This window comes from Pigmentiphaga kullae (genome assembly GCF_004216695.1).
In the GTDB taxonomy this organism is placed as follows: domain Bacteria; phylum Pseudomonadota; class Gammaproteobacteria; order Burkholderiales; family Burkholderiaceae_B; genus Pigmentiphaga; species Pigmentiphaga kullae.
Map to the genome: position 1 here is coordinate 768,594 of NZ_SGXC01000002.1, position 17,704 is coordinate 786,297.

Consider the following 17,704-nt stretch of genomic DNA (forward strand, 5'->3'; position numbering starts at 1 on the left):
AAGCCTACTATGAATTCCGACGCGAGCGCACGCCAGACGCGGCCCGCAACGAACATGGAGATACCGCAGTCATGACTTCCCAGGCAGTTACCGTCACTGCCGCGCGCCGCCTGCTGGAGCTTGCCGCCAGGCTGGGCGTGGACTACTTCTTCACCAACCTGGGCAGCGATCACCCGGCCTTCATCGAGGCCTTCGCGGCCATCGACGAAGCTGGCGGCGCCATGCCGAGGATCGTCGTCTGCCCGCACGAAATGACCGCCCTTACCGCCGCCCACGGCTATGCCATGGTGACGCGCCGTCCTCAGATGGTGCTGGTCCACGTGGACGTGGGCACCCAGAACCTGGGCTGCAGCCTGCACAACGCCGCGCGGGGCCGCGTGCCGGCCATCATCGTGGCCGGCCTGTCGCCGGTGACCGTCAGCGGCGATCGCACCGGGGCGCGCACGGAGTTCATCCACTACACGCAGGACGCGCCGCGCCAGCACGAGATCGCCGCTCAGTACATGAAGTGGACCTACGAACTGCGCGCGCCCGAAATGCTCGATAGCGTGCTGATGCGCGCGGTGCAGGTAGCGACCACGGTGCCGGAAGGGCCGATCTACCTGACGGGGGCGCGAGAAGTCTGGGAGGGCCAGGCCGAACCCTTGTCCGACGAGGCGCTCGCGCACTGGTCCCCTGCCCGCCTGGGCGGTTTGCGCGAAGAGGCCGTGGCGGAGTTGCATGAGGCGCTGTCGCAGGCCATGCGACCGCTGGTGCTGACCACCTACCTGGGGCGCAACCAGGATGCCGTCGGCCGCCTGGTGGAACTGTCCGAACGGCTGGGCCTGCCGGTGGCGGAGATCGCGCCGCAGTACGTCAACTTTCCGGGAGGGCACCCGCACCATGTCGGCTATCGTCGCAACGCGCTGGTGGCCGAGGCCGATCTCATCCTGATGCTGGATGTGGATGTCCCGTGGATCGTCTCGCGCACTCAGCCGGCCGCGGGCGCGCGCCTGTTCCACATCGATGCCGATCCGGTCAAGGAAAGCATGGGGTTCTGGCATTTCCCCGCGCATCGGAGCTATCTTGCCGACAGCGATTATGTCTTGCAGCAATTGCTCGACTACGGCCGTGATCGCACGCAGGCGGTACCGGACGAACGGCGTCAATGGATCGCCGCGGCACGCGAACGCGTGGCCGCCGCTCCCCTGCCCTCGCTATCGGTCAGGCAGGGAGGCATTACCGTCAAGCAGTTGACGCAGGCGGTGGGCGAACTGGTCAACGCGCGCACGGTGATTGTGTGCGAGGAACCGTCCGGCACAGAAACGATTCTTTCGACGCTGCGCCTGAACCGGCCCGGCAGCTACTACGTCAACGGTGGCAGCGGCCTGGGCTGGGGCATCAACGCCGCCGTAGGGGTCAAGCTGGCGGATCCGCAGGCCGAGGTGATCGCACTCAGCGGCGACGGCAGCTTCCTGTTCGGCGTTCCCAGCAGCACCTATTGGGTGGCGCAGACCTATGGCGCGCCCATTCTTACCGTGGTCTACAACAACCGGGGCTGGAATTCGCCCAAGGTCTCCACCAACCTGGTCCATGCGCAATCTACCGCGCAGAGCAAGGATCGCTACTGGATCACGGTGGCGGACGGCGCGCGGCTGGCCGACATCGCCGCGGCCGCCAGCGGCGCGGCCGCCTTCCGCGTCAGCGAGGGCGAGGCGTTGCGCGCCACGCTGCGAGAGGCGCTGGAGATCGTGCGCGGCGGCCGCAGCGCGGTCGTCGAGGTCATGCTCGATCCCATCTCCGAACAGGTGTTGGCATGAGCGCCACGGATCTCCTGAACCCCGAAACCTGGACCGGCAGACTGTTCCAAGGTGCCTGGACCGTGGCCGACGGCCCGGCATACGAAGCGACCGACAAGGCCGATGGCGCCCTGCTCGCATGCCTGACGCTGGCGACGCCCGCCACGCTGTCGGCATCGGCCCGGCTGGCCGCCGGCGCCCAGCCGGCATGGGCTGCGATGCCGCATGAAGAACGGGCTGCGGTCTTCCGCCGCGCGGCGGATCTGATCGAACGCCACCGCGACGAAGCGGCGGACTGGATCATGCGCGAAACCGGCGCAATCCGGCCCAAGGCCGACATGGAGCTGCGTTCGGCTTTGTCGACCCTGCATCAGTCCGCCGCCATGCTGGGCGAGCCACAGGGACTGGTGTTTCCCTCCGCTCCTGGCAAGCTGAGCTACGGCCGCCGCATTCCGCACGGCGTGGTGGGCGTGATCGCCCCGTCCAATTTCCCATTGACCCTGTCCATCCGCGCCGTGGCGCCCGCGCTGGCGACGGGCAGCGCCGTCCTGCTCAAGCCGGATCCGCAGACTGCGGTCAGCGGCGGTCTGTACATCGCCCGGCTGTTCGAGCAGGCCGGACTGCCCGCCGGCCTGCTGCACGTGCTGCCCGGCGGCGCCGACGTCGGCGAGGCGCTGTGCGTCGACCCGCGGGTCCGCATGGTGGCATTCACCGGTTCGACTGCCGCGGGCCGGCGCGTGGGGGCCCTGTGCGGTGAGCACCTGAAGAAGGTATCGCTCGAACTAGGCGGCAAGAATTCCCTGATCGTGCTCGACGACGCCGACCTCGAGCTGGCCGCCGGCTGTGCCGCGTTCGGCGCCTGGATGCATCAGGGCCAGATCTGCATGGCCACCGGCCGTATCCTGGCCCAGGCAAGCATCGCCGAGCGTCTGGCCGGCCTGCTGGTCGAGAAGGCCGGCCGCATGAAAACGGGAGATCCACGGCAAGCGGGAGTGCGGCTCGGCCCCATGATCAATGCCCGCCAGCTCGAACGTGTCGATCAACTGGTCAAGCGTACGGTGGACGCCGGCGCGCGCTTGTGCGCCGGCGGCGCGGCCGATGGCCCGTTCTATGCCGCCACCGTTCTGGACGGCGTGAGGCCCGGCATGCCGGCCTTCGAAGAAGAGGTGTTCGGACCGGTGGCCCTGGTGACGCCGTTCGCCACCGAGGACGAAGCGGTCGCCTTGGCCAACCGCACCGAATACGGGCTATCGGCCGCCGTCGTCTCGCGCTCGGTGGCGCGAGCGATGGCGCTGGGCCGCCGCCTGCGCGCCGGCCTGCTGCACATCAACGACCAGACGGTGGCGGGCGATCCGCGCGTGCCCTTCGGTGGCGTGGGCGCCTCGGGCAATGGCGGCCGCATCGGTGGGCCCGCCAACTGGGACGAGTTCACGCAATGGCAATGGGTCACCGTCCAGGACCAGCCGCCCCCCTATCCCTTCTGACTTCCCTGCCGGCGCCGCCGGTTTCATCCATCTGTCCAGCCGTCGAAGAACGGCAAGAAGCGGAGACACTTCCATGAGATATCTGGCCTATCCATTGCTGGCGGCTTGCGCGCTGGCCTGCTCCACCGCGGTCGCCGCCGGCGATTACCCTTCGCGTCCGATCCGCATCGTGGTCGATTTCCCTGCCGGGGGCACCATCGATTCGCTCGCACGTATCGTCGGTCAGCAACTGGGTGACCGCTGGGGGCAGCCGGTGGTCGTCGAAAACCGTCCCGGCGCCGGCGGCAACATCGGCGCCCAGGAGGTGTACGCCGCCGCCCCCGACGGCTATACCCTGCTGGCCACGCCGCCGGGGCCGCTGTCGATCAACGAATACCTTTACAAGGACTTGACCTTCAAGCCCGCGGCCTTTGTCTCGGTCGGCCTGCTGGCGGGCAGTCCCAATACGATCACGGTCCGGTCCGGCCTGCCGGTCAAATCGGTGCGGGAGCTGATCGCCTATGCCAAGGCCAATCCGGGCAAGCTGACCTATGGCTCCCAAGGCAACGGCTCGACCTCGCACCTGACCGGCCAGTTGTTCGCCACGATGTCGGACGCTTCGCTGGTCCATGTTCCCTACAAGGGAGAGGGGCCGGCGCTGACCGACCTGATGGCGGGCCGTATCGATCTCTTCTTCGGCAATATTTCGGCCGTGCTCAAGCTGCGCGACACCGGCAAGGTCCGCATCATGGCGGTAGCGGACGAGACGCGCACTGCGATCGCCCCGGACATACCCAGCGCCGCCGAGGCCGGGTTCCCGGCATTCGCGAGCAGCGCCTGGTTCGCGCTGATGGCACCGCCGGGCACGCCGGCGCGCATCGTCGGCAAGCTCAACGAGGCCCTGACCGCCATTCTGGCCGACGAAGGCGTGAAGCAACGCTTCCTGGCTCTCGGCGCAGAAGCCCGGCCGGCCACACCCGCACAGACGCAGGCCTTCATCGACGCCGAGCGCGGACGCTGGAAACATGTCATCGTCGAAGCCGGCGTGACCATGGATTGATGCGGGCAAGACCCGCCGATGCCGGAACTTTTTCGTTGGCCGAGGCTACCCATTTCACGGGTGGGCGCAGCCGCCCTTCGACCAAATTTTCCGAGAACCAAGCATGATCCGTGCATCGGCCGGCACCGGCCCCTCCGAACAACACCAGCTCCTGGCCGCCCCGTCCGATGCGCCATCTGCCACCGCTCCCGCCCCGACTCGGTAACGCCAGATGTTTTCCTCCACTTCAGCGGCCCGGCTCGGACACCACGACCCCGGCGCTTTCCCGGATACCTCCGTTTCCAGCCAGGCAACGAAGGTGGATAGTTATCTGGTCCCCGGCTCCTTCAAGGCCTATAGCCGACAGAGCGACAACGCCAAGAGTTGGGTGGGCCTCTACTGCAAGCTGAAAACGGCCAGTCTGGGCTTGAAGTCCTTGAGCAGACGGGCCGACCGCAAATTGGAGGCCCTCTATTCCGAATGGCAGCAGCAGGAACAGGCGGCACAGTGGCTCCAGGAGCAATTGGCGGTTTTTCCGTGCCTGGACACATCGCTCCAGGTCGAGCTGTTGTATGAAAAGATCGACGCGGACGCCGAACTGGCGTCAGCCGCCAAATCCGCCAGGGTCGGGCGCAGCCGCAAGGAGCTGGCCAGCCTGCACGACGAAAAAAATGACTGTGCGCGCAAGCTGCATGCCGAGTGCAGCCGCCTGGAAGAACTCGAAGCCAGACGCGCACACGCCAAGGAAAAGGCCCGAAGCAGAAACGGCCGGCACGACACGCACAGGCACATCGAACCGTCCCGGAGTTCGATCCGGTCCGCCCGCGAGAAAGTGGCGAAGCTGGATGGCGATATCGCGGTGCTGGAGGGGGGGATTGCCGAACTGCAGTCGTGGATCAACGAGCAGGAGGCAGCACTGGCGCCGTACCGCCAGGCGGTGGCTGGCCTGGCGGTACGGTTGCGCGCGGCCGGCGTCTCCGAGCAGGAGGAAACTGCCATCAAGCCCTTGATGCAACGTCTGGACGAAGTCCGTGAGCGCCAGAATCAGCTCGGCTGGACCTTGCAATTGGCTGAAGAGCCGCCACAGCTCTTGGAGACCGGTGAAGTCGTTTTTTTCGGACAGCACAGCAAAGCGCAACTGAAACACTTGCTTGCCACGGTGCGCGCGGAACTGCATCGTACCGAGGACTTCATCGAACATGAGATCAAGCGCCTGAAGCTCTCGCGAACACCCCTGAATGACAGGAGGCGGTCGACGACGTTCCGCCCTTTGACGGCCGCTGATTTCCTGTCATCGCAAGGCATGGGCGACTATTTCGCGGCGCAGGACCAGGATCGTGGGGCTCACGCCTCGCAAGCCGCGATCGGTGAGACGACCGAGTCCGTTGTCGTAGCGGCAAGCTCGATCGAGGCGACCGGAACATCCGGGAAGGCCGATAGCGATGACGAACAGGTTTCCGGCCAGGAGCGCGACGCTCCCCTGCCTGAGACGGCTCTTGTTTGCGCCCCCGCTCCGGCGTCGCTGGCAGACAGCGATGCCTCGAGCGTAACGGACGATTCAAGCGAAGCGGAAGGGTCCGACGGTTCCGAAGCGGAAGACTCCGACGGTTCCGTCGAGTCTTCGGGGGAAACGGACAGCGATGATCGACAGCCGGATGCCGCCTCGATTTCGGTCGCCAGTATGACCGGGCAGGAACCTCTTCATGATTTGCCGCGGCCCGTTGCGCCGGCCCTCCCCTCTCCAGCGCCCGAGCCCCACTCCAGCCGTTATCACTATAGCGCCGACGAGGTCGACAGCAACTGGACACGCTGGCCGCAGGAGCGCGTGGACCGGCCGCTTCCTCCCAGGGAAGTGAGCGAGGACGGCGATGGGGACCGCGGTCCGCTGCTGCTCGGCGACCGCCCATTCTTGAAGGAAAACGAGCCCGCCGCCGAGTCATCCAGGAATGCCGGCAGCTACGCTTTCAGCGCGGCGAAGTTGCGCCAATGGGGAAGGAGCGACGTTCCTCGACCCGCCCCCGCCTCGCGGCCGGCAGCGACGGATACGCGGCAAGGCACGGCGAACCCTGGGCCGGCCAAACCCAAGGCCGACAGATCCCGGGCGAGGCACGCGGCCGCCCCGTCACGGGCAACGCCCTCCTCCACATCGCAAGCGCTGCCGCGCGACCGTCGCATACCCTATACCTGGTCGGGGGAGTGGCATTACCTGCCCCGGTTCATGGCGGAGCAACTGACCGTGGCGGTGCGCAACAACATGGCCTGGACGACGATCCGCCATTCAGACCTCATCTTTCCCCAATTCGGCGTATTGAAGGATTTTTACCTGGTCAGGGACAACCTGGAGACCTGCCTGGAATTCAGATTGAATCCAGGAGTCGCCGCCAAGCCCATCACCTATTCGGTGCGCCCGGGAGATGCGCGCTTTCACGTGCTGGAAATACTGCCTCTGCCGGTGGCCTGGGCAGAACCGCCGCCCTTTTATCCCGGGCCGGGATCGGGTTGGCGCCAGCCGCCGTCCAGATCGCGCCGGATGGGTGGACCAGGCGACCCGCTTCATTTCTACGGCACGGATCCCTGGTCGCCGCGCTATCGCGCGCCGAGTGGCGGCGAAGAGCCGCCGGTAGGATCACGGTATGCGCACGCTTCCGAAGACCGTCCGCGAGATCCGAGACTGCACGAGGATTCCGGCGGACGACGCCCCCGATACACAGACCGCAAACGCACAGCCGGTACAAGCCGCGGTGTTTCTCCTGCCCGACGCGCGGCCATGTCGACCCAATCTTCGCGGATCGACGTGGTTCCCATCATCCTGCGGAATCCCCAGGGCAAGCGCTCGCCGGGCGTCGATCTGCTCGGCGCGGCCTTGCGCCAGGATGCCTTGCGCAAGGCGTCGGCGGGCACCGGTCGCTCGAGCAAAAAGGATGTGCTCAGGGCCATGCAGGCGATCATGGACGATGCCAGCCTGTTCACCAGGAGCGCCTATCCCGACGCCTTTGCCTCGCTAGCCAACGCGACCCGCATCATCGACGAACTCAGGGCCAAGGGCTTTGACCTGCGCATGCTGCATGAACTGCAGGAGGACCTGGCGTACCCTCGTCTGAAAGGGACCCATGTCGACAAACCGGCAGGTTTCGCCCTGGCATTCAACGATTCCGATTCCGACGACGACTATCGATCGTACCTGCGGCAAAAGTACCTCAAGGTCTTTTCTTTCGATATCACCGACTCCATCTTCGAGCAGATGCTGGGGCGCATACAGAACAAGCTCGGTCACTACATCGCCGAATTGGGCGCCGAGTCCTTGCTGGAAGAAGTCGTCAAGCACGACTATTCCGCCGAGCAAAAACAATCACTGCTGCATGACCTGGTCCTGCAACGAGGCGAGATGACCGAGCGCGCCGTCGATGCGGTGCCGGCGTTCAAGCAGAAGATCGAGGAGCGGGTGAACGAAAAACTGCTCGAACTGGAAAGAACGGATCCCGACAAGGTCCGGACGGTCGATCACCGCCGCGCGCAACAGGACAATCTGCGCAAGGCCGTGTTGGCTCAGGAGGCGGCGGCCATGCACGATGAGTACTTGCGGTCCAGCGCCCACGCGGAACTGGTGCTGCCGGTCAAGTCGCAGTTTCCGGCCAATGTCTGGCGCACCGTGATCGGCAAGGCGATTCCCGCGCTGGAGAAAGAAGATGACGCCGATTGACCTCGCCGGGCCCCTCGTTTCATCGGCCGCACTGCTCGACTTGCCCGACGATCCGGCCACGCGCCAGGCTCTGGCGGCGTTGCAACAGCGCGCGAGCCGGTCGGTCGATTCGATCGTCGACCGGCTCGCCACACGCTTGCGCGCGGACTTCCTGGCCGCGCCGGAGGAACCGTCAGGCGATCATGGCCTGGCCGAGGCCGGCGCCCATGCACGCAGACAGGCGGCAATCGCCCGCGATTGCCGCCTGCTGGCGCAGGAAATGGTGTTTGCCTCGCTATTGCACTTGGAAAACCCCCAATGGAACCCGTTGGGGCCGGCTACGCCGGCGCCACCGCCTGGCGTATTGGCAGCCTTGCTCTCGAACTGACAAACTGGCAGAACGACTTCGTGGGAGCCCAAAGTTCCCGGAAACGCGTCACGTCATACCACCAGACCGCTGACCCGCCGCACCCTGCGCGCCACCGCTTCCTCGAACACCCCGGGCGCCGGCTCGATCAGCGTGAACCAGGTCTTGGCGCGGGTGATTCCCGTATAGACCAGTTCGCGCGTCAGGATGGGGCTGGGCTTGTCGGGCAGCAGCAAGGCGGTATGGGCAAATTCCGACCCCTGCGATTTGTGCACGGTCATGGCGAACACGGTCTCGACGGCACTCAGGCGGCTGGGCAGCGCGAAACGGACGCCGGCCACGCCATCGCTGCGCAGGAACGCCACCCGCAGCGCCAGGCCCTCCCCCTGCGGCACCGCCAGCGCGATACCGACGTCGCCGTTCATCAGTCCCAGTCCGTAGTCGTTGCGGGTCACCAGCACGGGGCGCCCTTCGTACCATCCATGGTCCTGTGCGATCAGCCCTCGCGCCAGCAAGGCGCGGGCGACCCGGGCATTGAGTCCCTCGACGCCGTAGTCGCCCTTGCGCAGCGCGCACAGCAACTGGAACTCGTCGAAGGCGGCGAGCACCGTCCGGGCCCAGGCCTCCCATGCCGGATCGTCGGCGGCCGTGCCCGCTGGCGGCCGCAGGCGCCGCATGACGTCCAGGTAGCGCGCGTAACCCTGTGGCCCGTTCCCGCCGGAGGCCGCATGGCCATCGAGCAGCAGGCGGTCCAGTGCCTCGCCCGAGGGGGCGAACACGTCGTGGATGTCCGGTTCCTGCCGCGCGGCGGAGGGCTCCAGCATGCGCCGCGCCTGGGCGGCGTCGCCGCGGTTGACGGCGCCGGCGAGCTGGCCGATGCCGCTGTCGGCGCCGAACCGCCGCGAGTGGCGCAGCATGACGGTCTGCTGGGCCATGGCATGTCGGACGGGATCGCCGGGCTGCAGGCCCGCGCCGTCCAGGGACGCGCCGCCGATGGCTTCCAGCCACCGCACGGTGGCTTCCGAATAACGCCCCGCTTCCGCATCCTGGCACAAGTCCCCCAGGACGGCGCCGGCCTCCACGGAGGCCAGCTGGTCCTTGTCTCCCAACAACACCAGGCGCGCCGGGTCCGGCAAGGCATCGACCAGGTTCGCCATCATCTCCACGTCGACCATGGAGGCTTCGTCCACCACCAGCATGTCGATCGGCAGGGGATTGCCCGCGTGGTAGCGGAAGTGCCGGGTGTCGGGACGGCTGCCCAGCAGGCGGTGCAGCGTCGTGACGTCGGTGGGAATGGTCGCCCGTATGGAATCCGGCACGGGCAACCGTCCCGCCTGTTCCCCGATGGATGCGGACAGGCGCGCCGCCGCCTTGCCGGTAGGCGCGGCAAGCAGGATGCGCAGCGGCCTGCCCTGCGCGGCCGCCGACATTTGCAGCAGGGCCAGCAGGCGTACCACGGTGGTGGTCTTGCCGGTACCCGGACCGCCGGTGACGATGCCTATGCTGCCCCGGGCGGCGATGGCGCATGCAAGTTTCTGCCAATCCGGCCCGCCCGAAGGCGGACCGAACAGCCGCGTCAAGGCCTCGGCCAGATCCGGAACCTCGAACGGCGGCTGCCGCAGGCGTCGCCGCAGGGCATCGGCAATCCGCCGTTCGAAATCCCAGTAGCGGCGCAGATAGAGCCGCTGGCCATCCAGCACCAGGGGCGAGCCGGCGCCGGCCTTTCCTTCCTGCCCGACGACTTCGACCAGAGGGCTGGCCGCCAGGGTGCCCTGCCAGCCTGGCAGGTCCAGGCCCCGCAGCACGTCGGAGGGCAGGCGCATGGCCAGCGCCGACTCGCCTTCGGGCGGCAGCGACAGCGCTTCGTCGGGATTCTGCAGCGTCGATGCCAGGTCCAGGCAGACATGGCCGTGGCCCAGTTGATGGCTGGCCAGCGCGGCCGCCACGGCGACCTGCGGATCGGTATCGGGCTCGCAGTCGTACAGGAAACCGGCGAATGCCCGATCCAGGCGCCGCAGCCACCCTCGCGCCACCCAGGCATCGAGTATCGACAGCAAGGCGGGAGGATCGCGCAAGTCGGGCGACGTCGGCGTTGGGGCATCGAACGGCAGTTCGTAGTTGAATGCGGTCGGTGTCATCGGCCGGCCTCCGCGGGTTGCGGGGTGCCCGCGAACAGGCGATCCAGCGCTTCGATCAGCTCGCGCGGCGGACGGTCGAAGAACACGCCCCTGGTCGGCGCGCGCGACCCGCGCAGGAACAGATACACCGCGCCGCCCATGTGGCGGTCGTAATCGTAGTCGGGCAGCCGCAGGGCGAGCTGCCGGTGCAGCGCCAGCAGGTACAGCACGTACTGCAGGTCGTATCGCTTGGCCAGGATCTCGCCGCGCATGGCCTCCATCGTATAGGCGGCGTCGGAAGTTCCCAGCCAGTTGGATTTGTAGTCGGCAACGTAGTAGCGGCCCTCGTGCTCGAACGCCAGGTCCATGAAACCCTTGAACATGCCGTTCAGCAAGGCCGGCTCCAGGGCCGGGCGCGGCGCATCGTCCAGCACATGGCGGCGCACCAGCGCGTCGATGTGGCGGACGTCGGCGTGGCGGCTCTCGAACCAGAATTCCATTTCCACCTGATAGGACGTCAGCCCGGCCAATCTGAAGGCTGCGCCGCGGGGGCCGAGCGGAAGATCGTCGTTCAGCAGCGCCGACAGCCAGCGGGCCAGCGGCGTGATCCAGGCCTCCCATCCGCGCCGGTTGCAGCGGCGGGCCACCGCGTCGAGGATGCGCCGGTCGTCGCCCGCGACGTCGGCAAAGCCCTCTTCGCCCGCCCATTCGAACAAGCCATGCAGGAAGGTCCCCGGTCCCGGACCACGCGGGAACCTGTGCATGCCGTTGCCCGTGGACACCTGGGCCGTTTGCCCTTCGTCGATGTCGCCCGCGTCGTCGTCGAACAGCTTCTGGTCTTCCGGGGTTTCCGGGCTCAGGTCGCCATGGCGGCCGGCGGCCGCGGGTCCTGCGTCATCCACGGCCTGGCTGGCGATGCGCAGCGCACTGTATGACGCGATCCACCAGGGTTCGCCCGTGCGGCGCTGCGGCATGCGGTAGCGCGGGCGGGCCATCGCCGGCCGTTCCGTCCGGAAGACGCCGTCTCCAGGCGCCGGCAACGGCTCGACGCGAACATGGTCGAGATCGCCGGCTTCGGCCTGCAACAGCCCGACGAGATCGCGCGACGCGGCAAGCTCGGCGCCGCCGCCAAGCAGATATCCCAGCGCGCAGCGATGCCAGCTCGATCCGCCGGAACGGCCCGGCCGCAGGTCCGCCACGCCCAGCCAGCAGGCGTGGCGCGCGCGGGTCAAGGCCACGTACAGCAGGCGCAGATCCTCGGCCAGGCGCTCCTGGTCCGCCAGGACTTCTTCGTCGGCGTCGGGCGCGATGCTGACCACCAGCCCGCCTTGTTCGTCGTGATAGCGCAGCGGCGGGCGCGACCTGTCGGCGGGACGGAAGGAACAGGAGAAAGGCAGGAACACCAGCGGGTATTCCAGTCCCTTGGACTTGTGCACGGTCACGACCTTGACCAATTGTTCGTCGCTTTCCAGGCGCAGGATCTGCGCCTCGGCGGTCTGTCCTTCCTGGCCCAGGTGGCCGGCCAGATGGCGGATCAAGGCCTGTTCGCCGTCCAGTTCGCCCGCCGCCTGCTGCAGGATTTCGGCCAGGTGCAGCAGATTGGTCAAAACCCGCTCGCCGTCGGTGCGCCGGGCCAGCGCGCCGGGCAGTCCGAAGTCGTCCATCAGGCGCCGCAGCATGGGCAGGACGCCCTGGCTGCGCCAGCGGTCGCGGTAGCCGCGGAACCGCAGCACCCATTCCTCCCAGATGCGCTCGTCCCGGTTGACCCGGTCCAGTTCGGCCAGCGGCAGCGCCAGGGTCGCGCTGGCCAGCGCCGCCCGCAGCTTGCGGTCGTCGTCCGGCTCGGCGCAGGCCTGGAGCCACAGCAGCGTGTCCGCCGCCTCGGCGCCGGCGAAAACGGAATCCTTGTCCGACAGGTAGACGCTGCGCACGCCGCGCCGCGCCAGCGCCGTCCGGATGGCATGCGCCTCGCCCATGTCGCGCACCAGCACCGCGATGTCGGCCTGCCGCAGCCCGCGGATGCGCCCGCCGCGCTCGAAGCCCATGCGGCCTGCCGCGCCCTCTTCCAGCATGCGGACGATCTGGCCGGCGCAACCGGCCGCCATCTCGGCCCGATAGGCTCCGGCCCCCATGGGCGTGTCCTGTTCGGCGAACCAGAAGGTCAGCGCCGGGGACGGCTCGCCGCTAGCCACGAAGCGCTCGGCGCGTCCGTTTGCGCGCACCGGCAGGAAAGGCAGTGGATTGTCGCTGGCGCGCCGGAAAAGAAAGGCGCCACGCCCCGGCTCGCGCCGCTCGGCCGCCATGAACAGCCGGTTGACGGCGTCGACCATGTCGCGGCTGGAGCGGTAGTTCGTGCCCAGCGTGTAATGGCGCCCTTCGGTGGCGCGCCGCGCCCGCAGGTAGGTGTAGATGTCGGCGCCGCGGAAGGCGTAGATGGCCTGCTTGGGATCGCCGATCATCAGCAGCGCGCAATCGTCGCGGCGGTCGGCGATCTGGTAGATGCGGTCGAAGATCCGGTACTGGACCGTGTCGGTATCCTGGAATTCGTCGATCAGGGCGACCGGAAACTGTGTCCGTATGACCTGGGCCAGGCGTTCGCCGTTTTCGCCGTGCAGGGCGGCGTCCAGGTTGTCCAGCATGTCGTCGAAGCCCATTTCCGCGCGCCTGCGCTTCTCGGCATCGAAGCGCGCGCGCACCCATCCGGCGGCATGGGCCAGCATGGCCGCCTGCGCCGAAGGCAGCGCGTCGAGCTGCTGCTTCAAGCCGGCCATGGCATGGAGCGCGGGATGGTCGATGACGTGGCCGGGGTGGCACACCTCGGCCATGTAGGCGGGCGTCAGGCGTTCGAATCCCTTCTCCAGGTCCAGCTTCTCCTGCGTGGAGTCGCCGGCCCAGGCCAGCAGCTTGTCGAACCAGGGGTTGTACCAGCGTGGCTGGAATTTCCGCGCGTTGACCCGCTTGCCGGCGCAGGCTTCATCGCACAACTGCCGCAGTTCGGCCACCCATGCCGGCCAAGGTGCTTTCAGCGTGGCCAGGCGGGCCTGTCTTTCATCCAGCGCCGCATCCAGCAACTCGTGCAGGGGGCGCTCGACCTGCGCCGGTGCCGCATGGGCCAGCAGGCCCGCGAGCCGGCCGCGCAGCCCATCGGGCGTGCCCCAATGCGCCTGCGCCCATTCCAGCGCCGCGCCCCGCAGGGGATAGCAATGCTGCCGCCAATAGTCTCGCACGACCTCGGCCAGCAATCCGGTGTGGTCGGTTTCCAGGGTCTGGGTGAACAGGCTGCCGCTGTCGAAGGCGTGTTCGCGCAGCATGCGCTGGCACCATCCGTGGATGGTCGACACCGCGGCCTCGTCCATCCACTGGGCCGCGATGTCGAGCTTGCCCGCGCACTCCGCCCATCGCTGCGCGTCATAGTGTTCGCGCAGCGTCGCGACGAGTTCGTCGGGGGCGTCGATCTCGCCGCGAAAATAACGCGCGGCCAGCGCCAGGCGGCTGCGGATGCGGTCGCGCAGCTCCTGGGTGGCGGCATCGGTGAAGGTCACCACCAGGATCTCGGGCGGCAGCAGTTCGCGGCCGAAGCCGGCTTGCTCGCCGCCGTGGCCCAGCACCAGCCGCACGAACAACGCCGAGATGGTGAAGGTCTTGCCCGTGCCCGCGCTCGCCTCGATGAGCCGGCTGCCCCGCAGCGGCAGCGTCAGGGCCAGGTCTTCGCCCGGATCGAAGGTCTGGACGAGGTTCATTCACCCTCCTCGCCCGGACCGGAGGATGCGCCGGTCACCGCGTCCAAGAGCGGCTGATACAAGGTGGCCGCCCAGGCGGCGAAGGCGCCATCGGACCACAGTGCCTCGAAGTCCGGATACTGACGCGCCAGGTAGGGACTGCGTCCTGACTCTCCCGCGGTATTGAAGCCGTCTTCGTAGACCCTGCGCGCCTGGGCGCGCGCCGCCTCCTGGTCCGGCAGCGCGGACAACCAGGCGAAGGCCGTGCGCACGGCCACCGGCGGCGGCGCCTGCATGCCGGCCCTCCAGGCATCGAGCAATTCGCCCAGCCACCGGCGTGCCGGTTCGGCCGCGCACGCCGGCAGCGTCACATCGCCATCGGTGGCGATCAACACCGTGCGCAGCCGCAGACCCATGGCATTGCCGGCCAGGTGGGCCACCCAGGGCCGGACCAGCCTGTGCCACTTCAGGCTTCTGTCCCTGGCCTTCAGTTCGTTGGGCACCACTTCGATCAGCAGATGTCCACCGCTGTCGTCGCCACGCAGGCCACTCAGCCAGCCTTCCAGCCGCAGTCCCTCATGCATGACGTCCACGGCCACCGAAGTCCCGATCTCGCACGGCCAGGCGGCCCGCCATGCCCGGTGGCGGTCCAGCAACGCCGGCAAGGGCTCGAGCAGCGCCGCCAGGTCATGTTCGCCGAAACCCGCCAATGGCAGCCGGCCGCTGCGCAGCAGGACCCGGGCCGCCTCGCTCAGCCTGGCCTGCGCCGCGCCCTCGTCGGGAGCGTCCAGCGCCGCTTGCAGCAACTGCTCGCTCAATTGGTAGTGTCCCAGGCCGTCGAGCGCGAAGGGTTCTTCGTCTTCGGAGGCAAGATCGGTGTCGTCGAAATGCACCTTCAGGCGCTGGTTGAAAAAGGCCTTGAGCGGGTCGCGGACAAAGCCCTGCAGCGCGGACAGGTCCAGCGTCGACACCGGTGGGGCGGGAGGGGGCAAGGCGGCCGGTGCCGCATCGGTGCCGCTGTCGGGGGACTGGTACATCGCGGCCCATTCCCTGGCGTAGCTGAAATATGCATCGTCGCCGTGCAGGAAATAGCGGGCGCTGAAGGGTTGCAGCGGGTGGACGGTGGTCAGTGCGTCAACCGGGGATCGCCCGTGGTCTTCGGCCTCGAGCGTCCACCCGGCCGCGATGTGGTCCAGCAACTGGCCCACCAGCACCGACGGCGGCCGCTCGCTGTTGTCGCGCACGCTGCGCCCCACCCAGCTGATGTACAACTGCTCGCGGGCCGACAGCAGCGCCTCCAGCAGCAGGTAGCGGTCGTCTTCGCGCCGCGAGCGGTCGCCGGGCCGATAGTCGCCGCTCATCAGGTCGAAGTCGGGGGGCGCCTGGGTGCGCGGGTAGTCGCCATCGTTCATGCCCAGCAGGCACACCATCTTGAACGGAATGGCGCGCATCGGCATGAGCGTGCAGAAATTCACCGAGCCGGCCAGGAATCGCTGGTTCAGGCGGCCCCTGTCGAGGCCGGCCAGCCACGCCTCCCGCACCACGATCAGGGGCAGCGCCTCGTCCAGCGCCACGCTTTCGCAGGTGTCCAGCCAATCTTCCAGCAACTGCGACAGGCCGGTCGCTATACCCTCTTCCCGCTCCGAAGCAGGATCGAAGAAGGCTTCCAGCAGCCGGCGCAGGCGGTCGCCCCATTGCGCCGGCGCCGCCGGCACCGCCAGTTCGCTGCGGAACCGGTCCAGGGCATCGACCAGCGCGTCCAGGGATCCGACCAGGGCGGCGTCCAGGCCGCCCACTTCGTCATAGGGCTCGATATCGCCGTAGGGACCGCCGGCGCCGACCGCGTAGCCCAGCAACATGCGGCGCAGGCCGAAGCGCCACGTATTCTGCTCCATGCCGCCGGGCAGGCCCAGGCTGGCCCGCTGCTGCGCATCCAGCCCCCAGCGCACGCCGGCTCCCTCTATCCAGCGATGCAACTGGGGCAGTTCGCCCTCGCGGATGCCGAAGCGCTTGCGCACACCCGGCACATCCAGCAGGTCGAGGATATCGCTGACGGCGAAGCGGCTGTCGGGCAGGCGCAGCAAATGCTCGATCGCGATCAGCAGCGGCTCCCGCCCCCGCTGTCCCTGGTCGGCCAGCGTGAAGGGAATGTAGCGGGCGTCGTCCGGGTCCACCAGCCCGAATACCGCCCGCACGTGCGGCGCGTAGGCATCGATGTCCGGCACCATGACGATCACGTCGCGGGGACGCAGTTGCGGATCGGCATTGAAGCGTGCCAGCAACTGGTCGTGCAGGATCTCCACTTCGCGCTGCGGGCTGTGGGCAATGTGGAAACGCACCGATTCGTCCGCCTGCGGGTCGATCGGCGGCCATTGCTCGCGGGTCTCGGCCAGCGACCGCAGGTTCAGGATGTCGTCCTGGATCTGCGCCAGCAGATGTTCGGCGGGGGCCTCGTTGAAGAGATCGATCCGGCGGTCGCTGATCGAGGCGAAATGTTCCTGGTAGCGCTCGGGCACGTCGTAGGTGTCGAGCAGGTGGATGTAGTCGCGTCCCTGCTTGCCCCAGGCCGCCAGCAGCGGATTGCCGAAGTTGTGCAGCGTTTCGGCATCCAGGGTGGCGGGCATGTCGGGCCGGCGTCGCTGGCGCCGGTACTGGTGGCGCAACAGGTCCTGGTCGGCCACGATGTCCGCCCAGTGATGTTGGCAGGGGTTATGGACGCACAGCAGCACCTGCGAGAATTTCGCCAATGCGGCAAGCGCTTCCAGGGCCTGCGCGGGCATGGAAGAGATACCGAACACGATCACGCGCCGCGGCAGCCCCGGCGGCGGCGCGTCCAGCTGCGCCATGCGGGCGACGAAGCGGCGGTGCACCCCGGCCCGGCTCTGGATCAGGCCATCGTCGCCCACGTCGGCCAGCAACGCGCGCCACAAGGCCGGCTGCCAGCGGTCTTCCTCTGCCAGCGGGACGGTGCCGCGGCGCGAGGTGCGCAGCACGTCGCGTCCGTGTTCCCAATCGTCCAGCCAGTCAGCGCGATAGACCTGGTACTGGTCGTACAGGTCGGCCAGCCTTTCGGCAAGCTGATGGCGCTTGCGCATGCTGGCGTCGTCGGCCAGGAAGCGGCGCAGCGGCAGGAAAAACTCGTGATCCAGCTGCGCCGGCAGCAGGCGCAGCAGTCGCCAGGTCAGCCCGTTGCGATCGAGCGAAGAAGTCTCCGGCAGTTTGTCTCGGCCCAGCACCAGGCGATAGGCCCGCCACAGGAAACGGGCGGGCAGCTGGACATCGATGGCGGCGGCGATGCCGCAGCCCTGCCCCTGCCCGCGCGGGTCTTCGGCCAGCGCGAGCTTGAGCCACTGGGCAATGCCATTGCTTTGCACCAGGATGGTTTCGTTTTCCAGCGGCCGCAGCGGCGCCCGCTGCATCCACGACACCGCCAGTCCGCGCAGGTCTTCCAGGCGATTGCCGTGGACGACCATGAAACCGGGAACGAGCGGCGAGGCAGCGGACATGCGCGGGCACGATGAAGGGGGTGAATCCCCCATTCT

8 protein-coding genes are annotated in these 17,704 nt (G+C 67.9%); 5 read left to right on the plus strand and 3 right to left on the minus strand.

The window, feature by feature from the left end; translation table 11 throughout:
* Positions 1-71 precede the first annotated feature (71 nt).
* From EV675_RS17975 to EV675_RS17995, 5 genes are all read left to right on the plus strand, one after another.
* A complete protein-coding gene (locus EV675_RS17975) occupies positions 72-1,799 on the plus strand; it encodes a thiamine pyrophosphate-requiring protein (RefSeq protein ID WP_130358576.1) in 1,728 nt (575 codons plus the stop codon).
* Entirely contained in the window at positions 1,796-3,262 is a 1,467-nt protein-coding gene (locus tag EV675_RS17980; protein WP_130358577.1) for a benzaldehyde dehydrogenase, read from the plus strand. Before EV675_RS17975 ends, EV675_RS17980 begins: the two co-directional genes overlap by 4 nt.
* Before the next feature lie 73 nt (positions 3,263-3,335).
* Positions 3,336-4,301: a Bug family tripartite tricarboxylate transporter substrate binding protein gene (locus tag EV675_RS17985; RefSeq protein ID WP_130358578.1), complete on the plus strand. Its 966-nt coding sequence runs from the start codon at positions 3,336-3,338 to the stop codon at positions 4,299-4,301.
* A gap of 211 nt (positions 4,302-4,512) precedes the next feature.
* Positions 4,513-7,980, plus strand: a complete 3,468-nt coding sequence (locus EV675_RS17990) for a hypothetical protein (protein WP_130358579.1) — start codon at positions 4,513-4,515, stop codon at positions 7,978-7,980.
* Positions 7,967-8,347, plus strand: coding sequence for a hypothetical protein (locus EV675_RS17995; RefSeq protein ID WP_130358580.1), 381 nt, complete (start codon positions 7,967-7,969; stop codon positions 8,345-8,347). The genes EV675_RS17990 and EV675_RS17995 overlap by 14 nt, the downstream gene beginning before the upstream one ends.
* Before the next feature lie 53 nt (positions 8,348-8,400).
* Here the strand turns inward: EV675_RS17995 and recD are convergent, their stop codons facing one another.
* Genes recD through recC form a run of 3 tightly spaced genes read right to left on the minus strand, consistent with a single transcriptional unit; the run spans position 8,401 to position 17,668 of the window.
* Positions 8,401-10,464: an exodeoxyribonuclease V subunit alpha gene (recD, locus tag EV675_RS18000; protein ID WP_130358581.1), complete on the minus strand. Its 2,064-nt coding sequence runs from the start codon at positions 10,462-10,464 to the stop codon at positions 8,401-8,403.
* Positions 10,461-14,183 (minus strand): exodeoxyribonuclease V subunit beta, encoded by a 3,723-nt coding sequence (recB, locus tag EV675_RS18005; protein WP_130358582.1) that lies wholly within the window; start codon positions 14,181-14,183, stop codon positions 10,461-10,463. Before recB ends, recD begins: the two co-directional genes overlap by 4 nt.
* A complete protein-coding gene (recC, locus tag EV675_RS18010; protein ID WP_130358583.1) occupies positions 14,180-17,668 on the minus strand; it encodes an exodeoxyribonuclease V subunit gamma in 3,489 nt (1,162 codons plus the stop codon). Before recC ends, recB begins: the two co-directional genes overlap by 4 nt.
* Positions 17,669-17,704: the final 36 nt, after the last annotated feature.

What these genes read in the sequence shown, in the direction of transcription:
- recD (WP_130358581.1), bottom strand. Translation starts at nt 10,464, where the DNA reads ATGACACCGACCGCATTCAACTACGAACTGCCGTTCGATGCCCCAACG.
- EV675_RS17995 (WP_130358580.1), top strand. Translation starts at nt 7,967, where the DNA reads ATGACGCCGATTGACCTCGCCGGGCCCCTCGTTTCATCGGCCGCACTG.
- EV675_RS17985 (WP_130358578.1), top strand. Translation starts at nt 3,336, where the DNA reads ATGAGATATCTGGCCTATCCATTGCTGGCGGCTTGCGCGCTGGCCTGC.
- EV675_RS17975 (WP_130358576.1), top strand. Translation starts at nt 72, where the DNA reads ATGACTTCCCAGGCAGTTACCGTCACTGCCGCGCGCCGCCTGCTGGAG.
- recB (WP_130358582.1), bottom strand. Translation starts at nt 14,183, where the DNA reads ATGAACCTCGTCCAGACCTTCGATCCGGGCGAAGACCTGGCCCTGACG.
- EV675_RS17980 (WP_130358577.1), top strand. Translation starts at nt 1,796, where the DNA reads ATGAGCGCCACGGATCTCCTGAACCCCGAAACCTGGACCGGCAGACTG.
- EV675_RS17990 (WP_130358579.1), top strand. Translation starts at nt 4,513, where the DNA reads ATGTTTTCCTCCACTTCAGCGGCCCGGCTCGGACACCACGACCCCGGC.
- recC (WP_130358583.1), bottom strand. Translation starts at nt 17,668, where the DNA reads ATGTCCGCTGCCTCGCCGCTCGTTCCCGGTTTCATGGTCGTCCACGGC.